Here is a 26,587-nt window from a genome sequence, read left to right on the forward strand (position 1 = left end):
GAAAACGTAGTTGAAGCCGGCTTAGTTCGCAGCCGGCAACCGCAACCGGACCAGCAACCCACCAAGGTCCTCGCTCTCCTCGAGCGCAACCGTCCCCTCGTAGATCTCCGCCACGTCGCGCACGATCGCGAGCCCCAGCCCCGTCCCCGGCTTCCCCGTATCCAACCGCACGCCGCGATCGAAGATACGCACCCGCTCCTCCTCCGGAATACCGACCCCGTCGTCCTCGACCAGAAACTCGACGAAGCCCGACTGCGCGCCGACCGTCACGAACACGCTGCCGCCACCATATTTCGCCGCGTTCTCGATCAGGTTGCCGAGCATCTCATCGAGATCCTGCCGCTCGACATGCACCTGCAACCCACGCGGCCCGGTCACGTCGATCCGGACATGCCGGTACAGCCGGCCGACAGCCCGCTCGACCGACTCAAGGCTCGGCCAAACATCCGCACGACTATGCGCAGACCCACGCCGCCCGACCGCCCGCGCTCTCGCGAGGTGGTGGTCGACCTGCCGCCGCATCGTCCGCGCCTCGCGGATGACCGTGTCGGCCAGATCGTCCGACTGCGCCGTCGCCGCGTTCATGATCACCGTCAGCGGTGTCTTCAGCGCATGCGCGAGGTTGCCGGCATGCCGCCGCGCCTCCTCCGCCTGTCGCTCGTTATGCTCGATCAGCGCGTTCAGTTCCTCGACCATCGGCGCGACCTCGACCGGCATCGCGCTCGACACGCGGTTCGACTGACCCGCCCGCATCCGCGCGATTTCCTCGCGCACCCGCCGCAGCGGCCACAGCCCGTAGAACGTCTGCAGCGCCGCCATCACGATCAGCCCGAGCGCGAGCAGCGCGAAGCTGCGCACGAGCGTCCGCCGCAACGTCGTGATCTGCGCGTCGAGCCCGTCGCGGCTCTGCGCCACCTGGAACCGCCAATGCACCTTCGACCCGGGAATCACCGCGTCCCGCTCGACGACGCGCAGCTTCTCGTCGGGAAACTGCGTGCTGTCGTAGAAATGCGCGTTGCGGTCGTCATGCGTTCCGCCGAACGCGAGGCGCCGATCCCACAGCGAACGCGACGGGAAATCCTCGCGCCCCTTGCCCGACACTTGCCAGTACAGCCCCGAATACGGCTCGACGAAGCGCTGGTCGGCCGCGGCCTCGCGCGAGAAGATCACCTCGCCGTCGGGACCGATCTCGGACGAATTGAGCAGCGACCGCAGCACATATTCGAGCTGGTCGTCGAAATTGCGCGTCACCGCCTGGCTCAGTACCCGGTCGAGCGCGAACCCGCCGCCGCTGAGAAGCACGCCGATCCACACCGCCGCGATCAGGATCATCCGCCGCGACAGCGATCCCTTGACCGCAGCTGGCACGCGGATCGGCCCGTCCGCTATCGGCGTGTCTGTGACCGGCGCGCTGTCCATAGTCAGCCGATCAGGCGTCCGGATCTTCGAGGCTGTAACCAAGCCCGCGGATCGTCGTGATCACGTCCTGGCCGAGCTTCTTGCGGATCCGCGTCACGAACACCTCGATCGTGTTCGAATCGCGATCGAAATCCTGGTCGTAGATATGCTCGATCAGCTCGGTACGGCTGACTACCTTGCCCTTGTGATGGAGCAGGTAGCTCAGCAGCTTGTATTCCTGCGCGGTCAGCTTCACCGGCTCGCCGGCGCGCGTCACCTTGCCGCTGCGCGTGTCTAGGCGGATGTCACCCGCGGTCAGCTCGGACGAGGCGTTGCCCGACGCGCGACGGATCAGCGCACGCAAACGCGCGATCAGCTCCTCGCTCTGGAACGGCTTGGCGACGTAATCGTCCGCGCCCGCATCGAGGCCCGCGACCTTGTCCGACCAGCTGTCGCGCGCGGTCAGCACCAGCACGGGCATCGTCTTGCCCTCCTTGCGCCAGCGATCGAGCACCGTCAGCCCGTCGATCTCCGGCAGGCCGAGATCGAGCACGACCGCATCGTAATTCTCGGTCGAGCCTAGGAAATGCCCTTCCTCGCCATCGACCGCGAGGTCGATCGCATAGCCGGCCCCTTCCAGGGTATTCTTCAATTGCTGGCCGAGATTCGGCTCGTCCTCGACGATCAGAACGCGCATGACAATCCTCTCGATTACAGTGTTCAGCGACCCGTGCGGCCGACGATCTGGCCGTTACGGCCATCGACGTCGACCCAGATGACGGTTCCATCGCGCAGGAATTTCAGCGTGTAAATGGCGCTGCCCGAATCATAGTCCGAGCCGAGATACTGCGCGCCCCGCATCGTCGGGATCACGCGCGACTCGATCTCGCGCAAAGACGGTGCTCCGGTCTTGCGCGCCTGCAACGCCGACATCTGGTCGCTGCGGCGCTGCGGAGGTTCGCCCGCCAGCATGGGGGCGGCACCCATCAGAAACGGCGCAGTGGCCAGGGTTGCAAGGAAAAGCAGCATCTTCATGGCGGTGGCATAGGCCTCCCGCATTGAACAGCCTGTGAATGATCGCGACAGGCCGCCGACAGCACGAAGCCCGCGCGGTGTAACTTGCCTGCATCACTTCGCACCCCTACGTGGCGCGAACATGGCAGCACCAATCTTAGCATTCGAAGGCCTCGGACTCGTCCAGGGCTCGGGATGGCTCTTTCGCAATCTCGACATCCATATCGGACCGCGCGACCGGCTCGCGCTGATCGGCCGCAACGGCGCCGGCAAGACGACCTTGCTCAAATTGCTCGGCGGCAGCGTCCAGGCGGACGAGGGACGCAGGACGATCGTCCCCGGCACGCGCGTCGTCATCCTCGAGCAGGAGCCCGATCTGCGCGGCTTCGCGACGCTGCGAGACTATGTAATGGCGGGCGACGATGCGCCGGTGAACTACGAGGCGGATTCGATCGCCGATCAGCTCGGCATCGACCTATCGCGCGAGGCGGCGTCCGCGTCGGGCGGCGAGCGGCGCCGCGCGGCGATCGTCCGGGCGCTGTCGCAGGACCCCGACGTGCTGCTGCTCGACGAGCCGACCAACCATCTCGATATCGGTGCGATCGAATGGATCGAGGATTGGCTCAAGCGCTTCCGCGGCGCGTTCGTCGTCATCAGCCATGACCGTACCTTCCTGACTCGCCTCACCAAGCAGACGCTGTGGCTCGATCGCGGCGCGATCCGGCGTGCGGAGATCGGCTTCGGCGGGTTCGAGGCCTGGACCGAGCAGGTCTATGCCGAGGAACAGCGCCAGGCTGAGAAGCTCGATGCGCGCCTCAAGCTGGAGGAGCATTGGCTGCTCCGCGGCGTCACCGGCCGTCGCAAGCGCAACCAGGGCCGTCTCACCAAGCTGCACGAGATGCGCGCCGAACGCGCCTCGATGATCGGGCCGCAGGGCTCGGCGAACCTGACGACCGCCAGCGACGACACCAAGTCGAAGGTCGTGATCGACGCGAAGAACGTCACCAAGGTATACGGCGACCGCACGATCATCGGCGACTTGACGTTGAGGGTCACCAGAGGCGACCGCATAGGCATCGTCGGCCGCAACGGCGCAGGCAAGTCGACCTTGCTGAAGCTGCTCACCGGCGAGATCCAGCCCGACAGCGGCTCGATCAAGCTGGCCCAAACCCTCGATGCAGTGGTGATCGACCAGCAGCGCAGCCTGATGGCGCCCGAGAAGACGGTCCGCGAAGTCGTCGTCGACGGCGGCGAATGGATCGATGTGCTCGGCGTTCGGAAGCACATCCACGGGTATTTGAAGGACTTCCTGTTCGACCCGAACATGGTCGATGCGAAGATCGGCTCGCTGTCGGGTGGTGAGCGCTCGCGACTCTTATTGGCGCGCGAATTCGCCAAGCCGTCGAACTTGTTGGTGCTCGACGAGCCGACCAACGATCTCGATCTCGAGACGCTCGACCTGTTGCAGGAGGTAATCGGCGATTACGACGGCACCGTGCTGATCGTCAGCCATGACCGCGACTTCCTCGACCGGACCGTGACGATCACGCTGGGTCTCGACGGCTCGGGTACGGTCGACGTGGTCGCGGGCGGCTACGAGGATTGGGAAAAGCGTCGTGTCTCGACGACCACGGGCAAGCGTGCGTCGAAGAAGGTCGCGGCCACTGCCCCGGCCGTTTCGGCACCGCGCGCGAAACTGACCTACAAGGACCAGCGCGATTACGAGCTGCTGCCCAAGCGAATCGAGGAACTCGACGCGCAGATGGCGGCCGATGCGGTCAAGCTCGCAAAGCCCGATCTCTACATGCGCGACCATGCGACGTTCGCGAAATTGACGGCCGCGATCGAAAAGGCACGTGCGGAAAAGGAAGCAGCGGAATTGCGCTGGTTGGAACTTGCGGAGCAAGTCGACGGTACGGCTTGATATTTGTACTAACGTTTAGCCGGGTTCAAAACCGGTTGGAACGCATTGACAAATATTGCGTTGCATCATATTGCCACGACTTGTTTTTGGAGATTTTTATGAAGCTCAAGGCCCTTACCGGCAGCGCACTTGCTGTCGCAATGCTGTCCACCTCGGTTGCAGCAACCGCAGCACCTGCAAGCCTGTCGGTCGCGAACGTTCGCGCTGGCACGGTTGCAAAGGGCAAGAGCGAAGCAGCTGGCGGCGGCATCATCGCTGCTCTGATCGCTGCTGGCGTTGTTGCCATCGGTGTTGTCGCAATCGTCAAGGATGACGATTCGGACAGCAACTAAGCGTTTCGGGCCGACGCCAACCGCGTCGGCCCACTCGTTTCCCGGTACGTTCATAACGTTACCGGTTCAAATCCTGGCTAGAGCGGCTTTCCCGCATTGCCTGCCAGATCGACGATGAACTGCCACGCTACCCGACCCGATCGACTTCCTCGACGTGTCGCCCAGCAGATCGCATCGCCAGGCTCGAACGACAGATCGTTCGCCTTCGCATACGCCGCGACGATCGCGAGATACCCCTCTTGATCCAGCGCATGAAAACCAAGGCTGAGACCGAATCGGTCTGCCAGCGCAAGATGGTCGTCGACCGAATCCCGGGGATTGATTGCGCTCTCCTGCTCGGCGATGTCGCGTGGTGCCAGGTGGCGACGATTGGCCGTTACCACCAGCCGGACGTTGGCTGGCCGCGGTTCCGCCCCACCCTCCAGCATCGATCGCAACGTCCGCGCCTCGGCCGGGACGTCGAATCCCAGATCGTCGACAAACAGCACGAAGGCGCGATCGACCGGCCCCAATGAGGCGAACAGCGCCGGGAGTCCTGCAAGCTCGGAGACTTCGACCAGCGCGATATCGCCGCCTTCGGCCTGCAAGGATGCCACGGCGCTCTTGACGAGCGCGGACTTGCCGGTGCCGCGTGCACCCCAGAGCAAGACATCCTGCGCCGCGTGCCGGTCGGCAAGATGGCGCAGGTTGGCGACCAGCGATGTCTTCTGCCGTTCGACCCCGATCAGCATGGCAAGCGGCAACGGCGCGAACGCACGCGCCGGCTGGAGCGCATTACCGCGCCAGACATACGCGGGATGCGCCAGCGGATCGGCGGCGGGCGGTGGCGGTGGAGACAGGCGCTCCAGTGCGGCGGCGATGCGGTCTAGAGGATCGGTCATACGCGGCTTCTGGCGTCGCGATGCCCGTCAGGCAAGCGTTCAGCGGAGCTGGCGAAGATGATCCGTGATCGCGGCATTGCCGGGTGCCAGTCGAGTCGCCTTGACCAGCAATTGCCGTGCGCCGTCGAGATTGCCGTCTGAGGCCAGGGCGACCCCATAAGCATCCGCCGCCGCCGCGTTCATCGGCGACAGTCCGTAGGCGGCTCGCCCGTATCGCACCGCGATCGCGCCGTCGTCGCTGCCGGCATAAGCCAGCGCGAGGTCGACCAGCACGCCGCCGTCACGATTGCCGACGCGGCGCCGTACCCCTTCCAGCGTTTCGATCGCAGCGTCCCAGTCGCCGGACGCGACCTGCCAATGTCCGAGCAGCCGCAGTCCCGCCAGGCTTTGCGGATTCTGTGACAGATACAGCGCGAGTGCCGCGCTTGCATCTTCCGCCCGCCCGGCACGGCCGAGCGCGTCGACCAGACGCAGCATGGTTGGTTCGTCGAACGACAGGTCGGCCGCGCGGGCGTACGCGCCGGCCGCTTCGCCGTAGCGTCCCCCGGCGGCCAGTGAATCCCCTAGCGCCAGTTGCGCCGCGGGCGCGCCAGGCGTCGATACGGCCAGCGCCCGCGCGCGCGCTACGGCCTCGCCAAAGTCGCCACGCGTGACCAGACCGCGAATCACGCCCAACACATAGGTCGGGTCGCCGACCGCGCCGTCGGCGTCCGCCATCAGCGCACCGACCGCATCGTCGGTGACAAATGTCGCAGCCGGCGCGATCGGCCCCGTCGCTGCCCGATCGAGGTACTGCGCAGCGGACGCCTGATCGCCGACCGCTTCGAACCCGCGCGCGATCAGGGTCAGCGAATAACTGTCCGCGTCGGCACGCAGTCCGATCGGTCGCAACGCATCGAGCGCCTCGCGGGGGTTGCCCGAACGGAGCAATGCGGCGCCGAGCAATTGCCGTGCGGTGACGTTCAAGGGCTGCACCGCGACCAGCCGCCGCCATGCGGCGACAGCTTGCTCCGGCTTGCCCTCCGCATAGTCCAGACTGCCCGACAGCAGGAGCGAACCCGGCAGGCCCGCAATCGCGCCCCCGGTCCGTTGCAGCAATGTGCGCGCCAATGTGGTCCGGCCGGCACGCGCGGCGAGCACCGCCTGAAGATACAGCGCCTGTGGACTGCCCGGTCGCGCCAGCAGCGCATCGCGGGTGGCGCCCAGCATCTCGGCGTTGCGACCCAGTTCGCCCAGCGTCGCGGCGTATTCGATCAGGGCGGGGTGATAATAAGCATCGCTCCGCAACGCCGCCGTGAACCATGGCAGCGCGGCGACCAGACCGTAACGGCTACGGACGACCTCGCCTTGCAAGGTCAGCGCGGCAGGCTCGCGCGGGGCGAGCGTCGCAGCACGCGACGCTGCAACCGACGCGCCGCCGACATCGCCGGCGGTCAGCCGGATGCGCCCGAGATCGGTCCATGCCGCCGCATCGTTCGGCGCGCGATCGAGCAGCGCGCGAAGCACCGCCTGCGCCTGGACGCCATCGCCTTGCGACGCGAGCGCACGCGCCTGAATCCTTGCGGCATAACCGGCATAGCGCGGCAGCGCCTCGGCGGCTTCGTCGAGTGCGCCGTCGGCATCGCCTTGCAGCAGCCGTGCATGCCCCAACAGCTGATGAAGGCGATCGACGGACAGCCCGGCATCCGTCGCCCGCGCCAGTTCTGCTTCCGCGGCCAGCCCGTCACCGAGCTCGAGATAGGCGCGGGCAAGCACGGCATGCGCGAGAGCAAGCCTGGGTTCGGCGGCAATCGCGTGCTGCGCGTTGGTCCGGGCAGCGCTGTAATTCCCGGCATTCAGCGTGTTCAGGCTGTCGATGAGCAACCGGCGCGCATTGGGCGGTGGCGGACGCAGAGCCAGACCGATCGCGACGGCGACGAGCGCCAGGCTCAGCAGGGCGATCGCGAGGATCCTTGCGCGATTGCCCGTCAGGATGGCGGGCAACTTCACGCGCCGCCGCCGCTTGCGACGCAGCAGCGGATAGCGGCTTGCCCGAGCGCCCGATCCAGACACGGCCTCAGACATGAAGATCATAGCTCTTGAGCAGATCGTACAGCGTCGGCCGGCTGATTCCGAGCAGACGGGACGCGCCGGAAATGTTGCCGTCGGCGCGGACCAGCGCTTGGCGAATGGCCTTGCGATCGGCAAGTTCGCGGGCGGCGCGCAGGTTCAGCGCGGCAGCCTCCTCCGCCTTGCCGTCGAGGTCAAGATCGGTCGCGGTGACCAGCTTGCCGTCCGCCATGATCACCGCGCGCTTGATCCGGTTCTCCAGTTCGCGGACGTTGCCCGGCCAGCCCCAGCCATCGATCGCAGCGCGCGCGTCGGGAGCAAGGCCGGTGACGACGGGGTTCATGGCCACGGCGTAGCGCGTCACGAAGTGGCGTGCGAGCAATACCGCGTCGCCGGTCCGGTCGGCCAGCCGGGGAATTCGCACGACGATCTCCGCAAGCCGGTAATACAGGTCTTCGCGGAGGCGGCCGTCGGCGACCATCGCGTCGACATTCTGATGAGTCGCACACACGATCCGCGTGTCGACGGGGATCGCCTTGCGTCCGCCGACGCGCTCGATCACCCGCTCCTGGAGGAACCGCAACAGCTTGACCTGCAGCGCGAAAGGCACGTCGCCGATCTCGTCGAGGAACAGCGTGCCGCCGGCCGCCTGTTCGATCTTGCCCTGGACGGTCTTGATCGCGCCGGTGAACGCGCCCTTCTCGTGTCCGAACAATTCGCTTTCGAGCAGGGTTTCCGGGATCGCCGCGCAGTTGATCGCGACGAAACTTCCCCGCGATCGCGGCGATGCGTCGTGCAGTCCCCGTGCGAGCAATTCCTTGCCGGTGCCGCTGGCACCGAGCAGCATCACCGACACGTTCGCGGGGGCGACCCGCTCCAGCGTCCGCGTAACCACCGCCATTTCGGGCGAGGCGCTGATGAGACCACCGAACCCGCCTGCCTCGACGCGTGCTGCAAGCCGGCGGTTTTCAGCTTCGAGCGCATGGACGTGGAAGGCGCGGCCGACGATCATGCCCAGCGCGTCGATGTCGATCGGCTTGGCGTAGAAATCCCAGGCACCATCGGCGATCGCCTGCAACGCGCTTTCGCGGGCACCGTGCCCGGATGCGACGATCACCTTGGTGTCGGGCTTCATCGCCAGGATGTCGCGCAGCGTCGCAAAGCCCTCGCTCACGCCGTCGGGGTCGGGCGGCAGGCCGAGATCGAGCGTCACGACCGCCGGCTCATGCGCGCGCACCGCGTCCAGCGCCTGCGTGCGATCGCTCGCGACGACGATCTGATACCCTTCATAAGCCCAGCGAAGCTGCCGCTGTAGCCCGGCATCGTCCTCGACGATCAACAGGACGGGCCGGCCCCTGTCGGTTGTGGCCCCGCTCATGCCGCCGCCTCCATCGCGGTCGCGGCGGGCAGCAGGATACGGAACCGCGTTCCCTGCCCCTCACGACTCGTGACCTCCAGCGTACCGCCCATCGCCTGGACGAGTTGTCGCGCCTCGAACGCACCGATGCCGAACCCGGTCGGCTTGGACGAAACGAACGGACGGAAGAGCTGGTCGCGCACGAACCCCGGCGTCATGCCGCAGCCCTGGTCGACCACATCGATCCTCACGCGGTCGCCTTGCGCGTCGATCGACAGCATGATCGGATCGTCGACGCCGCTTGCCTCGATGCCGTTCTGGACGAGGTGGCCCAGCACCTGTTCGAGCCGCGTCGCATGGCCAAGCGCGAGCGCCGGTACGACCCGTGCCGCGATCGGATGCTGGCTCTTCCGCGCGGCTACGATGCGTTCGACCAGCGCACCGACATCGACCGGCTGGAGCGGTTCGCTGGGCGCGGCATTATGCTGCGACAGGCGGGCGAGCAGCGCATTCATGCGATCGGAGGAGTCCTTGAGAGTGGCGATCATGTCGACGCGGAAATCGGGATTGTCGGCGTGGCGTTCGGCATTGCGTGCGACCAGTGTCAGCTGGCTGACGAGGTTCTTGATGTCGTGCAGGATGAACGCGAAGCGGCGATTGAACTCGTCAAAGCGCGCCGCGTCCGCCAGCGCGGTATGCGCGCGATCCTCCGCCAGATAACTCGCCGCCTGCCGCCCGGCGACGCGGAGCAGATCGAAATCCTCCCAGTCGAGCGCACGGTCGACCGGCGGGCGAGCAAGAACGATCGCACCGACCAGGTTCCCGCCGTGCAGCAGCGGCACGATCGCCCAGGCGTCGCGACAGTCGGACAGCCACGTCGGAACGCTAGCCTGTTCTTCGTGGAGTGCATCTCCCGTGCGAACCGGATCGAGTTCGATGATACGCGCGCCATCGCCGAGATAGCGCGCCAACGCTTCGCCGCCGCTCTCGGTCGTGTCGCGCCAGTTCCACGTCGTGCTTACCTCAAGCGATGCGCCATCGGGCACCAGCAACAGCCCGCCGGGCGAATCGGTCAGATCTGCCACTGCCTTCACGACCCGTGTTCCGAGTGGTTCGGGATGACCATCGAACTGCGTGCCCGACATGCCCAGCGTATCGGTGAAACGCTGCCATTCGGCACGGTAATCATAGCGATGACGGAACAGGTGCTTGGCGATCTTCACCTTGGTCCACGCGCGCAACCACGGCGTCGACAGCATCGTCATGAGGGTCGTGGTCGCGCCGAACACGATCGCGGTCTGTGCAATGCGGGAATAAGGCCCGGCATAGCTACCGGCGAGGCTGGTCGCGAGCGCGACGATGCCCACGTACAGCACGATTCCGATCGCGGTGAGCGCCCGTATCGTCACCGGCCGCGACAGCGCGAGCGTCCAGTCTCCACTGCGATGCACCGCGATCATCAACACCGCTGCCACGCCCACCATCGCCATGCCGCGCACCGCAGACAGCCATGACACCCAGTCGGCCTGAAAATAATACAGCGTGAGCAGCACAAGATCAGCGCCCCACATCGCCCCCAGCGCCAGCATGACCAGCCTGATCCCACCGCGCGAAGCCGGAGCCGCCTGGTAGAGATGGTGGACCAGCACGAGTGCGCTGACCGCGGTCATCATGCGGAAGACCAGCCGCGCGGTGCCGACCGCCACCACGGCCTCGCGGTCAATCGGCGCCATTTCCGCTATTGCAAGCAAGGCACTCATCACCGCGATCGCGACGACCAGCAGATAGACCGTGCCCAGCGCGAAATTCCCGGCCCGATCCCGCCGGACCAGCGCCAGCATGAAACCGAGCCACGCAATATTGCGGACGCTTTCCGCGATGCGCGGCGCGACATGGCCGGCATCGATCCCCGCCACCGCCAACGCCCAGAGGCTCGTCGCGAACAAGGCCGTGACGAACGCGCCGTGCGGCCATTGCCCTGCGCCGCCGCGAAGTTGCGCCACGCCCAGCCCCCCGAACACGAGGGCAGCAAGCGCATGGCTCCAAAGGATGAGCGTCGCCATCATGCCGTATTCAGCGTGCGCCGACCGGCCACAGCACCACGCGCAACGTCTGCAACAGGATCAGCATGTCGAGGAACGGCGAGTAGTTCTTCGCGTAATACAGGTCGTATTCCAGCTTGTGCCGGGCATCCTCGATCGACGCGCCATACGGATAGTTGATCTGCGCCCAACCGGTGATGCCGGGCTTCACCATGTGCCGCTCGGCATAGAAGGGGAGCTGATCCTCGAGTTGCTCGACGAACTGCGGGCGTTCGGGGCGTGGCCCGACGAAGCTCATCTCGCCCTTCAACACGGTCCAGGTCTGCGGCAGTTCGTCGATCCGGACCTTACGGATGAAACGACCGACCCGGGTGATGCGGGGATCGTCCTCCGCCGCCCAGACCGCCGTCCCCGCGACCTCGGCATCCTGCCGCATCGAACGCAGCTTCAGGATGTCGAAGCCCTCGTTGTAGAGCCCGACCCGGCGCTGACGGTAGAAGGCCGGGCCCCTCGATTCGAGTTTGATGGCGATTGCGGTGAGCAAGATGATCGGCAGCGTCACGATCAGCAACAGCCCGCTCGCGATGATGTCGAACGCACGCTTGAAGACGCTCGACAGCATGCGACTCGATGCGAAGCCGTCGGAGAAGATCAGCCAGGACGGATTGACGCTCTTCAGGTCGATGCGCCCCGTTTCACGTTCGAGAAAGCTGGAAATTTCGCTGACCTGGACGCCGGTCGTGCGGACCCGCAACAGATCCTTCATCGGCAAGGCGTTGCGTCGCTCGTCGAGCGCGAGGACCACTTCGCTGGCATTCTGATCGACGATGTACGCCGCCAGGTTCGGAATGTCGGCGCGCGGCGTGACGGTCGCAACGACGGCATCCGCCTCCCCCATGGAGACGAAGGCCGCGACGACGAAATTGATGCCGGGCTGTTCCGACAATCCTAGTATCTGCGCCGCCCGCTTGCCGGCGCCCAGCACGATGATGCGACGCTTGAACGTCTCGCCGCCAAGCGTCTTCCCGAGCAACGCCCGCACGGTGACGAGCAGCACGGTCGCGATGATGGTGGAGTACAGCAGGTTCGATCGCCAGAAGGTAAGTGCGGGAACCAGAAAAAAGATGAACGACAAGAAGATGACGCCGAGCGCGAGCGCCACGGCCAGACGCGCGGCGGCGAACCGGAGCGACAGGAACGAAGCGACGCCGTACGCCCCGACCGCGACCAGCGAGACCTGCAACGCGATCGCAAACGTCAGCAACTGCGCGATCCGGGTGGCGATCGGCTCGACCAGCATCCCGATCTGATGCGCGCGAACGACCCAGCCCAGCTCTGCCGAAACGATCAGCAGGATCATGTCGACCAGCCCGAGCAGAAGCACGGTATGCGGCACGTAATGCTTGAAGAGCCGTATCATGCAACGCTTCCCGACAGGTTATTTGTAAATGCTACCGACACCTGAACGCTTGGTTTCGCAGGAAAACACGAAAAAAGCCTGAAGACCGCGCATCCAATCGATACATTCGGCGATTGGCACCGGTGGCCGCTCCGCTATAGCTCAGCGCCACTCGGAGGATTCATGACCGCACGCAAAATCGTTCCCGTTATCTTGTCAGGCGGATCGGGCACGCGCCTTTGGCCGATGTCCCGCCCTGAAATGCCCAAGCAGATGCTCGCGCTGACGGCGGATGAGACGATGCTGCAACTAACGGCAGGGCGGGCGTTCGGCGAGCGATTTGCCGCGCCTATCGTGGTTGCCAACGCGCGCCACGCCGATCTGGTCGAGCAGCAGCTTGCAGAAGCTGGCGCAACACCGCAGGCGCTGATCCTCGAGCCCACCGGTCGCAACACCGCGCCCGCCATCGCACTTGCGGCTATTGCGGCGGGGGGGGGCGGCGACGCGTTACTGGTTATGCCGTCGGACCACGTTATCGGCGATGTCGCGGCATTCCACGCGGCGATCGAGGCAGCGATGCCGCTCGTCACGCAAGGGTGGCTGGTCACGTTCGGCATCGCACCCGACGCGCCCGAGACCGGCTATGGCTGGATCCAGATCGGCGACGAGCTCCAGCCCGGCGTCAACCGCGTCGCGCGGTTCGTCGAGAAGCCCCCGCTCGACAAGGCGCAGTCGATGCTCGCCAGTGGCGATCATGCCTGGAACGGCGGCATATTCCTGTTCCTCGCCGACGCCTATCTCGAAGCCCTCGCGCAGTTCGATCCTGGCATCCTGACCGCCACGCAGGAGGCGATGGACAAGGCACGTACCGAAGGAACCCGCATCTACCCCGACGCGGTCGCCTTCGCAGCCTCGCCCGACGACTCGATCGATTACGCGGTGATGGAAAAGGCCGACCGTGTCGCGGTCGTGCCGGTCGCGATGGGCTGGAACGATGTCGGCAGCTGGGACGCACTCCACGCGATCAGCGACACGGACAGCGACGGCAACGCGCACCGCAGCCACGGCGATGGCGACGTGCTCGCGATAGACACGAAGAACTGCTTCGTCCGCAGCGACGGCGTTCGCGTCTCGATGGTCGGGGTCGAGGACCTGATCGTGGTCGCGAGCGGCAACGACGTCCTGATCATGCCACGCGGCCGCAGCCAGGAAGTGAAGAAGCTGATCGAGGCCATGAAGGACTCTGCGAAGAAGGCATCACCGACCAGCTGAGGTCGGGATGCAAGATCGGTCCGGCTGCACGCCGGGCCGGTCGAATTACGGTTTCCTGCGCGTCTTCGGCACCTGAGACAGGCGCGTCAGCAGCGTCGGGATGTCTTCGGTGATCATCGTGTCCGTCGGCGTCTGCCAAGTTGAACGCAGCGTTTCGCCGACATCGTGCAATCGTGCGCCGGCTTCACGCCTGGATGTCTCGTTTCGCACGTCTACCTCACCTACGCATACACCCGACGGCATCCTTCGGGGGTAAGGACACCGCCGGGCTCTCGGGTCAAACCGACGATATCCGCGCTTGTTCCGGCGGTTTCGCAACGGACTCATCTTCCACGCCGGTTCCGGTCGCAGACGCGCCGAAATTCCGATCCCGAAGCGCTGGCGGTCCGCGCGGCGATCGGCTTAGATGCGCGAAAGTTCACGGGAGAGTTCGTCATGGATCGTCGCCAGTTCCTCGCATCGGGCGGCGTCGCCGCACTTGCCACCACGTTGTTGCCGTCGTCGGCCTTCGCACAGTCGAGCGGCGACACCGCGCTCAACGCCGATTTCGAGCGGATATTCCAGGCGAGCGTCGCCCGGTCGCCCGAACTCGCGACATCGCTGGGTCTCGACAAGGGGCCTCTCGCGGGCCTGAAGAGCCAGCTTTCGCCGCGCACGCCGGAAAAGCGCGCACGCGACGTGAGCGAGACCAAGGCAGCGCTCGCCAGCCTGGCCCGCTACGACGGCGCAGGCCTGTCGCCCGCGGCCAAGCTCAACCTCGAAGTCGTCCGCTATTCGCTCAACACGCAGATCGCCGCGCCCGAGAAGTTCGGCATGGACAGCCCGATCCGCCCCTACCGGATCTTCCAGCAGGGCGGCGCCTATTTCCAGGTGCCCGACTTCCTCAACACCGCACACACGATCAACGCTACCCCGGATGCGGAGGCGTATCTGTCCCGGCTCGATCAGTTCGGCACGGTGCTCGATCAGGAAAGCGCGATGCAGCAGGCCGAGGCGGCACGCGGCCTGCTCGCACCCGGCTGGTCGCTCGACCTGACGCTGGGACAGATGCGGAAACTGCGGAGCCAGCCGGCCGCGACGTCGAGCATCGTCCAGTCATTGGTCAAGCGCGCCGCGGCCAAGGGTCTTGCCGGCGACTGGCAGGCGCGCGCTTCGAAGATCGTCGACGGCAAGGTCTATCCCGCGCTCGACCGCCAGATCGCGCTGATCGAGCGGTTGAAGCCGACCACCAAGCCCGGCGACGGGATATGGCGCGTGCCGAACGGCGACGCGATCTATGCGATGGCGCTCAACCAGGCGACCACGACGACGATGAGCCCCGACGAGGTCCACCGCATCGGCCTCGCTCAGGTCGCCGAGATCACCGCGCAGCTCGACACGATCCTGAAATCGCAGGGCTTCACGACCGGCACGGTCGGCGAGCGGCTGGCGAAGCTCAACGTGACGCCGGACCAGCTTTACGCGAACACCGCGGAGGGGCGCACCGAGCTGATCGCCGGGCTGAACGACGGCATCAAGGCGATGTACGCTAAGCTTCCCCAGGCGTTCTCGGAAGTGCCGACACAGCCGCTCGAAATCCGCGCGGTGCCGGTCGAGATCCAGGACGGCGCGTCGAACGGCTATTACAACCGTGCCTCGCTCGATGGCAGCCGCCCGGCAATCTACTTCGTCAACCTGAAGGACGTCGGCGACTGGCCGAAATACACGCTGCCGTCGCTGACCTATCATGAGGGCGTGCCCGGGCATCACCTCCAGATCAGCCTTGCGCAGGAATCGAAGGACATTCCGACGCTGCGGAAGATCGGCTTCTTCTCCGCCTATTCGGAGGGCTGGGCGCTGTATGCGGAGCAGCTGGCCGACGAGCTCGGTGCGTATGCATCGCCGCTGGAGCGCGCAGGCTATCTCCAGTCGTTCCTGTTCCGCGCGACGCGTCTGGTGGTCGATACCGGCATTCACGCGAAACGCTGGAGCCGCGAGAAGGCGACCGACTATATGGTCGCGACGACCGGCTTTGCGCGACCGCGGACGCAGCGCGAGGTCGAGCGCTATTGCACGCAGGCAGGTCAGGCTTGCAGCTACAAGGTCGGCCACATGGCATGGACGCGGGCGCGGGTGAAGGCGAAGGCCGCATTGGGCGACACGTTCGACCTGAAGCAGTTCCACGACATCCTGAAGGAAGGCGCGATGCCGCTGACCATCCTGGAACGCCGGGTCGACGAGCGGATCGCGGTGATAAAGGCCAAGGGCTGAGACTTGGCTATCCTCCCCCGCGAGGGGGAGGTGGCGCCGAAGGTGACGGAGGGGGAGGACACGGAACCGGGGTTGTTCCTTACCTCCCCCTCCGTCTGGCTAAAGCCAGCCACCTCCCCCTGTCGGGGGAGGACATCTCCACCTCCCATTCATTGTCCTGTTACAGTTCGTGCCAAGTAGATGCCGAGACGCTGCGCCAGCATCGTATCGAGGTATAAGGTTCCAAGCGACCATCCTTCGATACGCCGTCTTCAGGCGCTCCGGTGGAGCGACTCGATGGCTACTCAAAACGAAGGGAAAGAACGGAAGTCGATGGGTCAGGCAATCGCCTCCCTAGTTTCTCGAACCCGACGGCGTCACCTTCACCATCACAACGCCGTGCGGCGGGACCATCGCCGAGAACCGTCCCTCCCGCAGGCGCCGCGTCCTCCCCGACCAAAGATCGCGCACGTCCGATGCCATCGCCGTCGTGTAGCCGATCTCCGGCCATGCTACCGCGATCTCGGCCGGCGTCGTTCCCCGATTCAGCAACAGCACCGCCCGGCTTCCATCCGCCAACGGTCGCGCCCAGACCTCGTGATCGCCATCGTCGCGGACCCGCCGCCCCTGCATCCCGAGCGCATCCTGATCGACCGCGATCACGTCCGCATTCAGCAGGATCGCGCGCGTCGGGCCGTCCATCTTCGCGACGTCGTTGCCCGCGATCAGCGGTGCCGCCATCATCGCCCACAGGCTGAAATGCGCGCGATATTCGGTGTCGGTCATCCCGCCATTGCCGACCTCGAGCATGTCCGGATCGTTCCAGTGGCCCGGCCCCGCGAACGGATAAAGCGGCTCGTTCTTGTCGACGATGTCCATCATGCCGAGCGAATAGGTCACCGGCCCCGCCCACGCATCGCGGATGTCGCCGGTGGTACGCCACATGTTGCCGATCTTCGCGCCCCATTCCCACGGGCGGTTGTTGCCCCATTCGCAGATCGAGAGCAGCATCGGCCTACCGGTTGCGCGGATCGCGTCGGACATCAGCGCATACGCCTCCTCCGCATTGCGCACGCCGGTCGAGCACCAGTCGTATTTGAGGTAATCGACGCCCCAGCGCGCATAGGTCAGCGCGTCCTGGTACTCGTGTCCCTGGCTGCCGGGGCGCCCGCCGCAGGTCTTTCGCCCGGCATCGGAGTAGATCCCGAACTTCAGGCCCTTCGCATGGACGTAGTCCGCCAACGCCTTGATCCCCGACGGGAACTTGGTTGCGTCGGCGGTGATGAAGCCGTCCTTGTCACGGTCGCCGTGCCAGCAATCGTCGATCACGACATAGCCGTATCCCGCCGCCTTCATGCCGTTTGCGACGATCGCGTCGGCGGTGTCGCGGATCACCTGTTCGGTGACCTTGCAGCCGTGTTTGTTCCAGCTGTTCCACCCCATCGGCGGCGTCATCGCGAGGCCGTTGGCGGTCCGCCCGGCCTCGCGCGATGGGCGCACGGTGTTGGGATCGACGAGCTGGTCCTGCGCCGCCGCGAGCGTGCTCGACATCGCCGCACACAGCGCGAGCAGCAGTCGCGCGAAACGGCGGCTCACTTGCCGCTGCGATCGAGCGTCTGCGCGGCCACGCGCACCGTCACCGTCTGGACGATGTCGGTGGCCGAGGTGGCGAGCATCACCTTGTAGTCGCCGCCCGCGATCTTCCAGCCGCCGGTCGTCGTGTCGAACGTCGCAAGCAGGCGCGGATCGATCGTCACCGACACCGATCGATCGCTGCCGGGCGCGAGATCGACCTTGCTGAACGCCCCCAGACGCTTCGGCGCTTCCCAGCCTGCGCCCGACACATAGACCTGCGCGACCGCCTTGCCCTGCACCGTACCGGTGTTCTTCACCGAGAAGCCGGCCTTAATACCCTTGCCCTCGGGCGCGGCCGTCAGACCGCTCATTGCGAAATTGGTATAGGAAAGTCCGTAGCCGAACGGAAACAACGGCTTGGCGCCGGTCTTGTCGAACCATTTATAGCCGACCGCCGCGCCCTCGATATCGTAATTGCCCATCGGATGCGCATCGCGGTCGAGCTTCGGATCGCCCTCCAGCACGGGCCGCGGGGTCTGCGCGAGCGACGCGGGGAAGGTCGCGGGTAGATGCCCCGACGGATTGACCTCGCCGGTCAGCACGCGCGCGATCGCCTCGCCGCCCGCCGTGCCGGGATACCACGCCTCCAGCACTGCGCCGACCTTGCCGAGCCACGGCATCACCACCGGCCCGCCGGTTTCGAGCACGACCACCGTCTTCGCGTTCGCGCGCGCGACCGCATCGATCAGCGCGTTCTGGCCGTCCGGCAGATTCAGGTCGGGCGCGTCGATCGACTCGCCGGTCCACTGCTCGCCGAACACGACGACGACATCCGCTTTCCGCGCCGCCGCAGCGGCCGCCTTGACGTCCTTGCCATCGAGATAGGTCACGGTCGCGCCGGTCGCCGCCTGCAGTGCCTTCATCGGCGACGACGCGTGATACGTCTTGGGGCCGGGGAAACCGCTCGGGAACTCGTCCGCCACGATCAGGCCATTGGTCGGGGCATTGTGCGAATAGACCTGGGACGAGCCGCCGCCCGACAGCACGCCGACATCCGCATGTGCGCCGATCAGCAGGATCGACTTGGCCGACTTGGCGATCGGCAGCAGCCCGGCGGTGTTCTTGAGGAGGACGATGCCCTCCTCCGCATCCGCGCGCGTCACCGCGGCGTGCGCGGCGTAGTCGATCTTGGTCACCTGATCGCCGTTCACTACCGTATCGAACGCGCCGACCGACACCATGCCCCACAATATACGGCGTGCCATGTCGGTCGCGCGCGCTTCGGTCACATGACCGTTGTTGACCGCCTCGCGCAGCGCGTCCGCGAAATACGGTGCGCGATCGAACGCCCACCCGGATTGCTGGTCGAGCCCGGCATTGGCCGCCTCGCTGGTCGAATGCACTGCGCCCCAGTCGGACATGACATAGCCCTTGAAACCCCAGTCGCGCTTCAGCACGGTGTTGAGCAGCCAGTCGTTCTCGCACGCATAATGGCCGTTCACGCGGTTGTACGAGCACATGACGGAGCCCGGCTGGCCGACCTCGTTGGCGATCTCGAACGCGAGCAGGTCGGACTGGCGCGCGGCCTGTTCGCCGATCCTGTGGTCCATCGTGAAGCGGTTCGTCTCCTGCCCGTTGAAGGCGTAGTGCTTCATCGTCGAGACGACGTGCTGCGACTGGATTCCCTTGATCTCGTGCCCGGTGATGATTCCGGCCAGGAACGGATCCTCGCCGCCATATTCGAAATTGCGCCCGTTCCGCGGCTCCCTCGTGAGATTCATCCCACCCGCGAGCTGGACGTTAAAGCCCGACAGGAACGCCTCGTTGCCGATCATCGCACCGCCCGCCTGTGCGAGGTCCGGGTTCCAGGTCGATGCGGTCGCGATCCCCGACGGCAGGGAGGTGCGCAGCCGCGGCGTCGGCCCGCGCTGGCTGGCAACGCCGACGCCGGCATCGGTCTGCCACTGGTTCGGAATGCCAAGCCGCGGGATGCCCGGCACGATCCCAGCGGACGCGGGCAGGCCGTCCTTGGGATAGACGAAATTCTTGATCGGCGTCTTCTGCCAGTCGGCGGTGGTCGCGAAATAGCCGAAGGTGAGTTGCAGCTTCTCGTCGAGCGTCATCTCCTTGAGGAGCAGGTCGACACGCGCATCGGCGCTCAGCGCGGTGTTCATCCACGGCCGCGCCTTGGGGGCCTCGGTCCGCGCCGCCGCCGCGCCGGGCGCGTTGTTGGTCGTCTGCGCCGCGATCGGAGCAGATAGCGCCAGGACCGATCCCGCCAGCAATCGGACGAGCACGCGGCGGGAGTGGGAAACGGTCATGGGCCTCACCTGAATTATACGACGAATTGGATCGCGGTGTGCCGTGTCTCCGGTCCGAGCACAACCGGTGGTCGATCCGAATCCGGTAAATGAATATCCGGATGTCGAAGGCGGGATCGTCCCAGGAGCGATGACGGCTTCGCTGACGCTCTACGCGCCGAAACCGCCGCCGCCGGGCGTCTCGATCACGAACACGTCGTCGGCGTGCATGTCGACCTTGGCGGTGGAGCCAAGGTGCTCGACGCCGCCGTCGGCGCGCTCGACGGTCGCCGAGCCCCGCCCTCCGCTTGCGCCGCCAGCCATCCCGAACGGTGGTACGCGGCGGCGGTTGGCGAGGATGCAGGCGGTCATGTCTTCGAGGAAGCGTACGCGCCGCGTTGCCCCGTCGCCGCCGTGGTGTGCGCCCGCGCCGCCAGAGCCGCGGCGGATCGCGAATTCTTCCAGCAATACCGGAAAGCGCGTTTCGAAGATTTCCGGGTCGGTCAGCCGGCTGTTGGTCATGTGCGTCTGGATCACCGAGGCGCCGTCGAAGCCGGGGCCCGCGCCTGCGCCGCCAGCAATCGTCTCGTAATATTGGTGCGTGTCGTTGCCGAAAGTGAAGTTGTTCATCGTCCCCTGGCTCGCGGCCATCGCGCCGAGTGCGCCGAACAGCGCGTCGGTGACCACCTGGCTCGTTTCGACGTTGCCCGCGACGACCGCAGCCGGATAGCGCGGGTTGAGCATCGAGCCTTCGGGGACGCGGATCGTGACACCGCGCAGGCAGCCGTCGTTAAGCGGGACGGCCTCGTCGATCAGCGCACGGACGACGTAGAGCACCGCCGCGCGGACGATCGAGACGGGGGCGTTGAAGTTGGTCGGGCGCTGCTCGCTGGTGCCGGCGAAGTCGACCTCCATCGTCGCGGCATCGCGATCGACGCGGACCGCTACGCGGACGACGGCGCCATCGTCCATCTCGTAGGCGAACGTGCCGTCGTCGAGCGTCGCGATCAGGCGGCGGACGGCGGCGTCGGCGTTGGCCTGAACGTGCTCCATGTAGGCCGCGACGACGTCGGTGCCGTACTCGTTCGCGAGTCGTGTGAGACCAATCGCGCCGCGCGTGCAGGCTGCTAACTGCGCGGCGAGATCGGCGATGTTCTGGTCGATGTTGCGGGCGGGATAGGGGCCGCTGGCGAACACAGCGCGGAGTTCGGCTTCGAGGAAACGCCCTTCGTCGACCACCAGCACGTCGTCGAGCAGCACGCCTTCTTCCTCGACCGAGCGGCTTTCGGGCGGCATCGATCCGGGGGTGATCCCGCCGACGTCCGCGTGATGGCCGCGAGCGGCTACGAAGAACACGGGCGCATCGCCGTCATCCGCGAACACCGGTATGATGACGGTGATGTCGGGGAGGTGCGTGCCGCCGCGATACGGCGCGTTGAGCGCATAGGCGTCGCCTCGGCGGATACCGCGGCCGTCTGCGCCGCCGCCGCGCGCGTCGATGATCGTGCGGATGCTTTCGCCCATCGAGCCCAGATGGACGGGGATGTGCGGCGCGTTGGCGACGAGATTGCCGTGCGCGTCGAACAGAGCACAACTGAAGTCGAGCCGTTCGCGGATGTTGACCGATGCGGCGGAGCGCTGGAGCGCGGCGCCCATCTCCTCGGCGATGCTCATGAACAGACCGGCGAAGATGGCGAGGCGAACCGGGTCGGATTCGGTGCCGATGCTGGCGCCGACGCGAGGTGCGATCCGGTCGAGGATCAGATTGCCGATCGGATCGACGCGCGCGCGCCAGCCGGGCTCGACGATGGTGGTCGAGACGCTGTCGAGGATCAGAGCGGGTCCGTCGATGGCGTGGCCGGCGGGTAGGCCTTCGCGCGCCAGGACGGGCGTGTCGTGCCATGCGCCGGCCATATAGACGGGGGCGACGGACAGGGGCGCGGCTGGCTCTTCGGGGAACGCGACGAGCGCGGCGGCAATCGGCGGACTCTCGGCGATGGCTTCGGCAACGATACGGTCGGCGATCAGCGGTGCTTCGCTGGCAAAGCCGAACTGCACGATATGCGCGGCGTCGAACGCGGCGATCATTGCGGCCGGTTCGTCGAGATCGAGTTCGATGGTGTGGTCGGTCTGGCCTCGGCGCAGATGCACGCGCCGCTCGATCCGGACGTCGTCCGCCGTGACGCCCTGCGCCATCAGGGCGTCGCGCGCTGCTTCCGCCAGACCGTCCAGCGCCTGCGTGATCGGGACATAGTCAGCGAACGCAGCACCCGAGGTCGCCTCGCGGAGAACCCGGCGATCGGCCAGCCCCATTCCGTATGCCGACAGCACGCCGGCCAGCGGGTGGATCATCACCCGGTCCATCGCCAGCGCATCCGCGACGAGGCACGCATGCTGCCCTCCGGCTCCACCGAAGCAGGCGAGCGTGTAGCGCGTGACGTCATGCCCGCGCGCGACGGAAATCGTGCGGATCGCATTCGCCATGTTCGCCACCGCGACCGCGACGAACCCTTCGGCGGCGACCTGCGGATCGAGCGGCAATTCCGCGAACCGGGCGGTAACCGCCTCGGCATCGAGCGGCTGGTCGCCTGCCGATCCGAACAGCGCCGGGAAGAATTCGGGGCGAACCTTGCCGAGCATCACGTTGCAGTCTGTCACCGTCAGCGGCCCACCGCGGCGGTAACACGCCGGCCCCGGCACCGCGCCTGCGCTCTCGGGGCCGACGATCAACCGCTCGCCATCGAACCGACAGATCGAGCCGCCGCCTGCCGCCACCGTGTGGATCCGCAGCATCGGCGCGCGGATGCGGGCGCCGGCGATCAGCGTTTCGGTGTCGCGTTCGTACGTGCCGGCGTAGTGCGAGACATCGGTCGAGGTGCCGCCCATGTCGAAACCGATGATCTGTTCGAACCCGGCCTCGCGCGCGGTCGCGGCCATGCCGACGATCCCGCCCGCCGGCCCCGACAGGATCGCGTCCTTGCCGCGAAAGCCTGCGCCGTCGACCAGTCCTCCCGACGACTGCATGAACAGCGCGCCCTGCCCCAGCGCGTCGCTCAGGCCCGCGACATAACGATCGACGACCGGCGACAGATACGCATCGACGACCGTCGTATCGCCGCGCCCGATCAGCTTTATGAGCGGCGCGACGCGGTGACTGACCGAGATTTGGGTGAAGCCGATCTCGGTTGCGATTGCCGCCAGCGCTTCCTCGTGCGCGGTGAAGCGATAGCCGTGCACCAGAACAACCGCGACCGCGCGCAGCCCGCTCTCGAATGCTGCCTGCAAGCCCGTGCGGGCCGCGTCGACGTCGAGCGGACGGAGCACATCGCCGTCCGCCCCGACCCGCTCATCGATCTCCACGACATGCGCGAACAGCGGCGGCGGGCGGTTCACGTCGCGCGCGAAGATGTCGGGCCGTTCCTGGTGGCCGATCAGCAGCGCATCGCCGAACCCGCGGGTGATCGCGAGACACGTCGGCTCGCCCTTGCGCTCGAGCAGCGCGTTGGTCGCGACCGTCGTCCCGATCCGCAGTTCGAGCGGCACGTCCGCGCCATCCGTCAGCCGCCGGATCGCCTCGACCGCCGCATCATCATAGCGCTCGGGATCTTCCGACAGCAGCTTGGCGGTGACGATCCGTCCGTCCGGTTGCCGCGCGACGACGTCGGTGAACGTGCCGCCGCGATCGATCCAGAACTGCCATGTGGTCATCGGTTACTCAGCCCAGAAATTGCGTCATCCGCGCCGCTGCCCCGGTCCACGCGACGCCGCGATCGTCGAGCCATGCGTCGTCGTAATAGGTGCAGCCATAGCGGTCGCCGCCATCGCACAACAGCGTGACGATGCTCCCCGTCTCGCCCGCCGCCGCCATCTCCTCGACGATCTGCGCGCACGCCCAGAGGTTGGTCCCGGTCGATCCGCCGACGCGCCGGCCGAGCCGGTCGGACAGCGCACGCATCGCGCCGATACTGTCGGCATCCTCGACCGCGATCATCCGGTCGATCACGCTCGGCACGAAGCTGGGCTCGACCCGCGGCCGTCCGATCCCCTCGATCCGCGACGCGCACCCTTCGGGCAACGCGACCACCGAGCGGTCCTCGAAATGGCGGTGGAACACCGAGTGGACCGGGTCCGCGACGCACAGTTTCGTGTCGTGGCGGCAATAGCGGATGAAGCGCCCGATCGTCGCCGACGTGCCCCCCGTCCCCGCACCGCAGACGATCCAGGACGGGCACGGATGCTCCTCCTCGGCCATCTGCGCGAAGATACTCTCGGCGATGTTGTTGTTGCCGCGCCAGTCGGTTGCGCGCTCGGCATAGGTGAACTGGTCGAGATAATGCCCGCCGGTTTCGGCCGCAAGCCGGTGCGAGACCGCGTAGACGGTGCGCGGATCGTCCACCATGTGGATCTCGCCGCCGTGAAAGCGGATCGCGTCGAGCTTGGGCTTGGCGGTCGTCGCAGGCACCACCGCGATGAAACGTAGCCCCAGCATCCTGGCGAAATACGCCTCCGACACCGCGGTCGACCCGGACGAGGATTCGATCACCGTCGTCTCCGGCCCGATCCATTCGTTGCACAGCGCGTACAGGAACAGCGACCGCGCGAGCCGGTGCTTTAGGCTGCCGGTCGGGTGCGAACTCTCGTCCTTCAGGTACAGCACGATGCCGGGATACCGCGGCAGGTCGACGCGTATCAGATGCGTGTCGGCGGACCGGTTATAGTCCGCCTCGATCCGCCGCACCGCCTCCGACAACCAGCGCCGGTCGACGCGCTTCGTCACCCTTGCAGACCGTGACGGACCAGCATCGCGGTCGGCTCGGGGTCACGCCCGCGGAACGCGCGGAAGCTGTCCGCCGCGGGCCGTGTCGCACCGCGCGCGAGCACTTCCTCGCGGAATCGGTCGCCGGTCTTGCGATCGACCAAGCCAGCTTCGGCGAACGCCTCGAATCCATCGGCGGCAAGCAACTCGGCATAGAGATAACTGTAATAGCCCGACGCATAACCGCCCGCGAAAATGTGGCTGAACGCGTGCGGGAAGCGGTGCCATGCGGGCGGGCGGATCACCGCCACCTCGTCGCGCACCGCCTCGATCACCTCGATCGGATCGCTGCCCATCGTGCCGAGATGCAGCAGAAGATCGAACAGCGCGAACTCCACCTGCCGCAGGATGAACATTCCCGCCTGGAAATGTCGCGCCTTCACCATCCGCTCGAACAGGTCGGCGGGGAGCTTCTCACCGGTCTTGTAGTGCCCCGACATGCCGGTCAGCACGTCCTTGTCCCAGGCAAAATCCTCCATCAGCTGGCTCGGCAGCTCGATCGCGTCCCACTCGAACCCGTTGGTGCCAGCGATGCTCGGCCGGTTCACCTTGGTAAAGAGCAGGTGGATGCAGTGGCCGGTCTCGTGCAGCAGCGTCGTCACGTCATTGTGGCTCAGCAGTGACGGCGTTTCGCCACCATCCGGCGCGAAGTTGCAGACGAGATACGCGACCGGCACCGTCACGGTGTTGCCGTCGTGCAACCGCGGCCGCGCCTGCGCCATCCATGCGCCGCCACGCTTCCCGGTGCGCGCGTGGAGGTCGAGATACAGCCCGGCGAACACCGTCCCGCTCTCATCCACCACGTCGAAGAACCGCGCATCCTCGTGATACAGCGACACGTCGTCGCGCTCGACCAGCTTGATGCCGAACAGCCGCTGCATCAGCGTCTGCCACCCCTCCATCACGCGCTCGACGGGAAAATACGCCTTCACCACCTGCGCATCGACCGCATAGCGATCCTGCCGCAACCGGTTCGACACGAAGCCCGCATCCCACGGCTCGAAATCGGCGATTCCGAGCTGCTCGGCAGCAAACGTCTTTAGCTCGGCCAAGTCGCGTTCAGCCGCCGGCTTCGCACGCCGCGCCAGATCGCGCAGGAACGCGATCACCTCGGCACCATTCGGCGCCATCTTGGTCTCGAGCGACCACGCGACCGGATCGGTGAAGCCGAGCAGCTTGGCGCCTTCGTGCCGCAGCTCGAGGATACGCGCGATCCGCGCACTGTTGTCGAACTCGCCCGCGTTCGGCCCCTGGTCCGACGCGCGTGTCGCGAACGCGCGATACATGCGCGCGCGCAACTCACGGTTCTCGGCGAAGGTCAGCACCGCGTTGACGCTCGGCTGTTGCAGCGTGACCAGCCAGCCCGCCTGCCCCTTCGCCTTGGCGGCATCTGCGAACATCGCCTTTTCCGCGTCCGAAATCCCCGCGAGATCGGCGTCGTCCGTCACCAGCTCCGACCACGCGTCGGTCGCATCCAGCACCGCGCTGCCGAACTCGTTCGACAACCCCGACAGCTCGACCGAAATCTCGCTGAACCGGTCACGCGCCTGGGGCTCCAGCGCCACGCCCGACAGCGTGAAATCACGGATCGCCTGCTCGACCGCGACCCGGTCCTCGACGGCCAAGTCGGCAAATTCGGGCGACACGCTCAGCGCCACGAAGACCTCGTACAAATCGCGGTTCTGGCCGACCTTCATGTCGTTCTCGACGAGCCGCTTCTGCCCCTCCGAATACGCCGCACGCAGCTCGGGCGTGTCCGCGACACCGTGCAGGTGCGAAACCGCCGACCAGATCGCGCCGATCTCGGTATTCGCACGCTCGTATGGCAGCCACGCGCCCGCGAAATCGGTCGGCCGCGCGGCCGTCAGCGCCTCGACCATAGCCTCATGCCGCGCGATGGCCTCGTCGAGCGCGGGCGCGATCTGGTCGGGTGACAGTTCGGCGAAACGGGGCAGCGACAGCGTATCGAGAAGCGGGTTCGTCGGGGCAGTCATGGGAA

Annotated in this window: 17 protein-coding genes; 4 read left to right on the forward strand and 13 right to left on the reverse strand. The window is 66.4% G+C overall.

The features are described from left to right. Positions 1 to 21: 21 nt before the first annotated feature. The 3 genes from IFT67_RS07765 to IFT67_RS07775 are packed head-to-tail and all read right to left on the reverse strand — an operon-like array spanning position 22 to position 2,433. Positions 22 to 1,419 carry a sensor histidine kinase gene (locus tag IFT67_RS07765; protein WP_446740797.1) on the reverse strand — a complete coding sequence of 466 codons (1,398 nt, stop codon included), beginning with the start codon at positions 1,417 to 1,419 and terminating at the stop codon, positions 22 to 24. A gap of 10 nt (positions 1,420 to 1,429) precedes the next feature. Further along, entirely contained in the window at positions 1,430 to 2,095 is a 666-nt protein-coding gene (locus tag IFT67_RS07770) for a response regulator transcription factor (protein WP_056061146.1), read from the reverse strand. Positions 2,096 to 2,118: 23 nt separating this feature from the next. Then, on the reverse strand, positions 2,119 to 2,433 hold the full coding sequence (locus IFT67_RS07775) for a hypothetical protein (protein ID WP_192146004.1): 315 nt from the start codon (positions 2,431 to 2,433) through the stop codon (positions 2,119 to 2,121). 121 nt (positions 2,434 to 2,554) lie between these two features. Between IFT67_RS07775 and IFT67_RS07780 the strand changes: the two genes are divergently transcribed. Then, positions 2,555 to 4,336, forward strand: a complete 1,782-nt coding sequence (locus IFT67_RS07780; protein WP_192146006.1) for an ABC-F family ATP-binding cassette domain-containing protein — start codon at positions 2,555 to 2,557, stop codon at positions 4,334 to 4,336. A 98-nt stretch (positions 4,337 to 4,434) separates the two neighbouring features. After that, positions 4,435 to 4,668 (forward strand): hypothetical protein, encoded by a 234-nt coding sequence (locus tag IFT67_RS07785; protein ID WP_107963882.1) that lies wholly within the window; start codon positions 4,435 to 4,437, stop codon positions 4,666 to 4,668. A gap of 77 nt (positions 4,669 to 4,745) precedes the next feature. Here IFT67_RS07785 and IFT67_RS07790 read toward each other — a convergent pair whose 3' ends face one another. The 5 genes from IFT67_RS07790 to IFT67_RS07810 are packed head-to-tail and all read right to left on the reverse strand — an operon-like array spanning position 4,746 to position 12,417. Then, complete coding sequence (locus IFT67_RS07790; RefSeq protein WP_192146008.1) at positions 4,746 to 5,549, reverse strand: DUF815 domain-containing protein; 804 nt, start codon at positions 5,547 to 5,549, stop codon at positions 4,746 to 4,748. A 39-nt stretch (positions 5,550 to 5,588) separates the two neighbouring features. Continuing rightward, positions 5,589 to 7,622, reverse strand: a complete 2,034-nt coding sequence (locus IFT67_RS07795) for a tetratricopeptide repeat protein (protein ID WP_244647198.1) — start codon at positions 7,620 to 7,622, stop codon at positions 5,589 to 5,591. Next, positions 7,606 to 8,976, reverse strand: coding sequence for a PEP-CTERM-box response regulator transcription factor (gene prsR, locus IFT67_RS07800; protein ID WP_192146010.1), 1,371 nt, complete (start codon positions 8,974 to 8,976; stop codon positions 7,606 to 7,608). Before prsR ends, IFT67_RS07795 begins: the two co-directional genes overlap by 17 nt. Then, positions 8,973 to 11,021, reverse strand: coding sequence for an XrtA/PEP-CTERM system histidine kinase PrsK (gene prsK / locus IFT67_RS07805; protein ID WP_244647199.1), 2,049 nt, complete (start codon positions 11,019 to 11,021; stop codon positions 8,973 to 8,975). The genes prsR and prsK overlap by 4 nt, the downstream gene beginning before the upstream one ends. A 7-nt stretch (positions 11,022 to 11,028) precedes the next feature. After that, positions 11,029 to 12,417 (reverse strand): TIGR03013 family XrtA/PEP-CTERM system glycosyltransferase, encoded by a 1,389-nt coding sequence (locus IFT67_RS07810; protein ID WP_192146012.1) that lies wholly within the window; start codon positions 12,415 to 12,417, stop codon positions 11,029 to 11,031. Between the two features lie 162 nt (positions 12,418 to 12,579). Between IFT67_RS07810 and IFT67_RS07815 the strand changes: the two genes are divergently transcribed. After that, the gene (locus IFT67_RS07815; RefSeq protein WP_192146014.1) at positions 12,580 to 13,668 is read left to right on the forward strand and encodes a mannose-1-phosphate guanylyltransferase/mannose-6-phosphate isomerase; all 1,089 of its coding nucleotides are present in this window, start codon (positions 12,580 to 12,582) and stop codon (positions 13,666 to 13,668) included. A gap of 435 nt (positions 13,669 to 14,103) precedes the next feature. Further along, positions 14,104 to 15,918 (forward strand): DUF885 domain-containing protein, encoded by a 1,815-nt coding sequence (locus IFT67_RS07825; protein WP_192146018.1) that lies wholly within the window; start codon positions 14,104 to 14,106, stop codon positions 15,916 to 15,918. Between the two features lie 333 nt (positions 15,919 to 16,251). Here the strand turns inward: IFT67_RS07825 and IFT67_RS07830 are convergent, their stop codons facing one another. The 5 genes from IFT67_RS07830 to IFT67_RS07850 all read right to left on the reverse strand — a co-directional run bounded on the left by IFT67_RS07830 (position 16,252) and on the right by IFT67_RS07850 (position 26,582). Beyond that, positions 16,252 to 17,493, reverse strand: a complete 1,242-nt coding sequence (locus IFT67_RS07830; RefSeq protein ID WP_342450579.1) for a glycoside hydrolase family 27 protein — start codon at positions 17,491 to 17,493, stop codon at positions 16,252 to 16,254. After that, complete coding sequence (locus IFT67_RS07835; RefSeq protein ID WP_192146020.1) at positions 17,490 to 19,793, reverse strand: glycoside hydrolase family 3 C-terminal domain-containing protein; 2,304 nt, start codon at positions 19,791 to 19,793, stop codon at positions 17,490 to 17,492. Before IFT67_RS07835 ends, IFT67_RS07830 begins: the two co-directional genes overlap by 4 nt. Before the next feature lie 150 nt (positions 19,794 to 19,943). Then, positions 19,944 to 23,480: a hydantoinase B/oxoprolinase family protein gene (locus IFT67_RS07840; protein WP_192146022.1), complete on the reverse strand. Its 3,537-nt coding sequence runs from the start codon at positions 23,478 to 23,480 to the stop codon at positions 19,944 to 19,946. Positions 23,481 to 23,487: 7 nt separating this feature from the next. Further along, positions 23,488 to 24,549, reverse strand: a complete 1,062-nt coding sequence (locus IFT67_RS07845) for a pyridoxal-phosphate dependent enzyme (RefSeq protein ID WP_192146024.1) — start codon at positions 24,547 to 24,549, stop codon at positions 23,488 to 23,490. Then, complete coding sequence (locus IFT67_RS07850; protein ID WP_192146026.1) at positions 24,546 to 26,582, reverse strand: M3 family metallopeptidase; 2,037 nt, start codon at positions 26,580 to 26,582, stop codon at positions 24,546 to 24,548. Before IFT67_RS07850 ends, IFT67_RS07845 begins: the two co-directional genes overlap by 4 nt. Positions 26,583 to 26,587: the final 5 nt, after the last annotated feature.

The sequence above is a fragment of the Sphingomonas sp. CFBP 13728 genome, assembly GCF_014841895.1.
Classification (GTDB): Bacteria; Pseudomonadota; Alphaproteobacteria; order Sphingomonadales; family Sphingomonadaceae; genus Sphingomonas.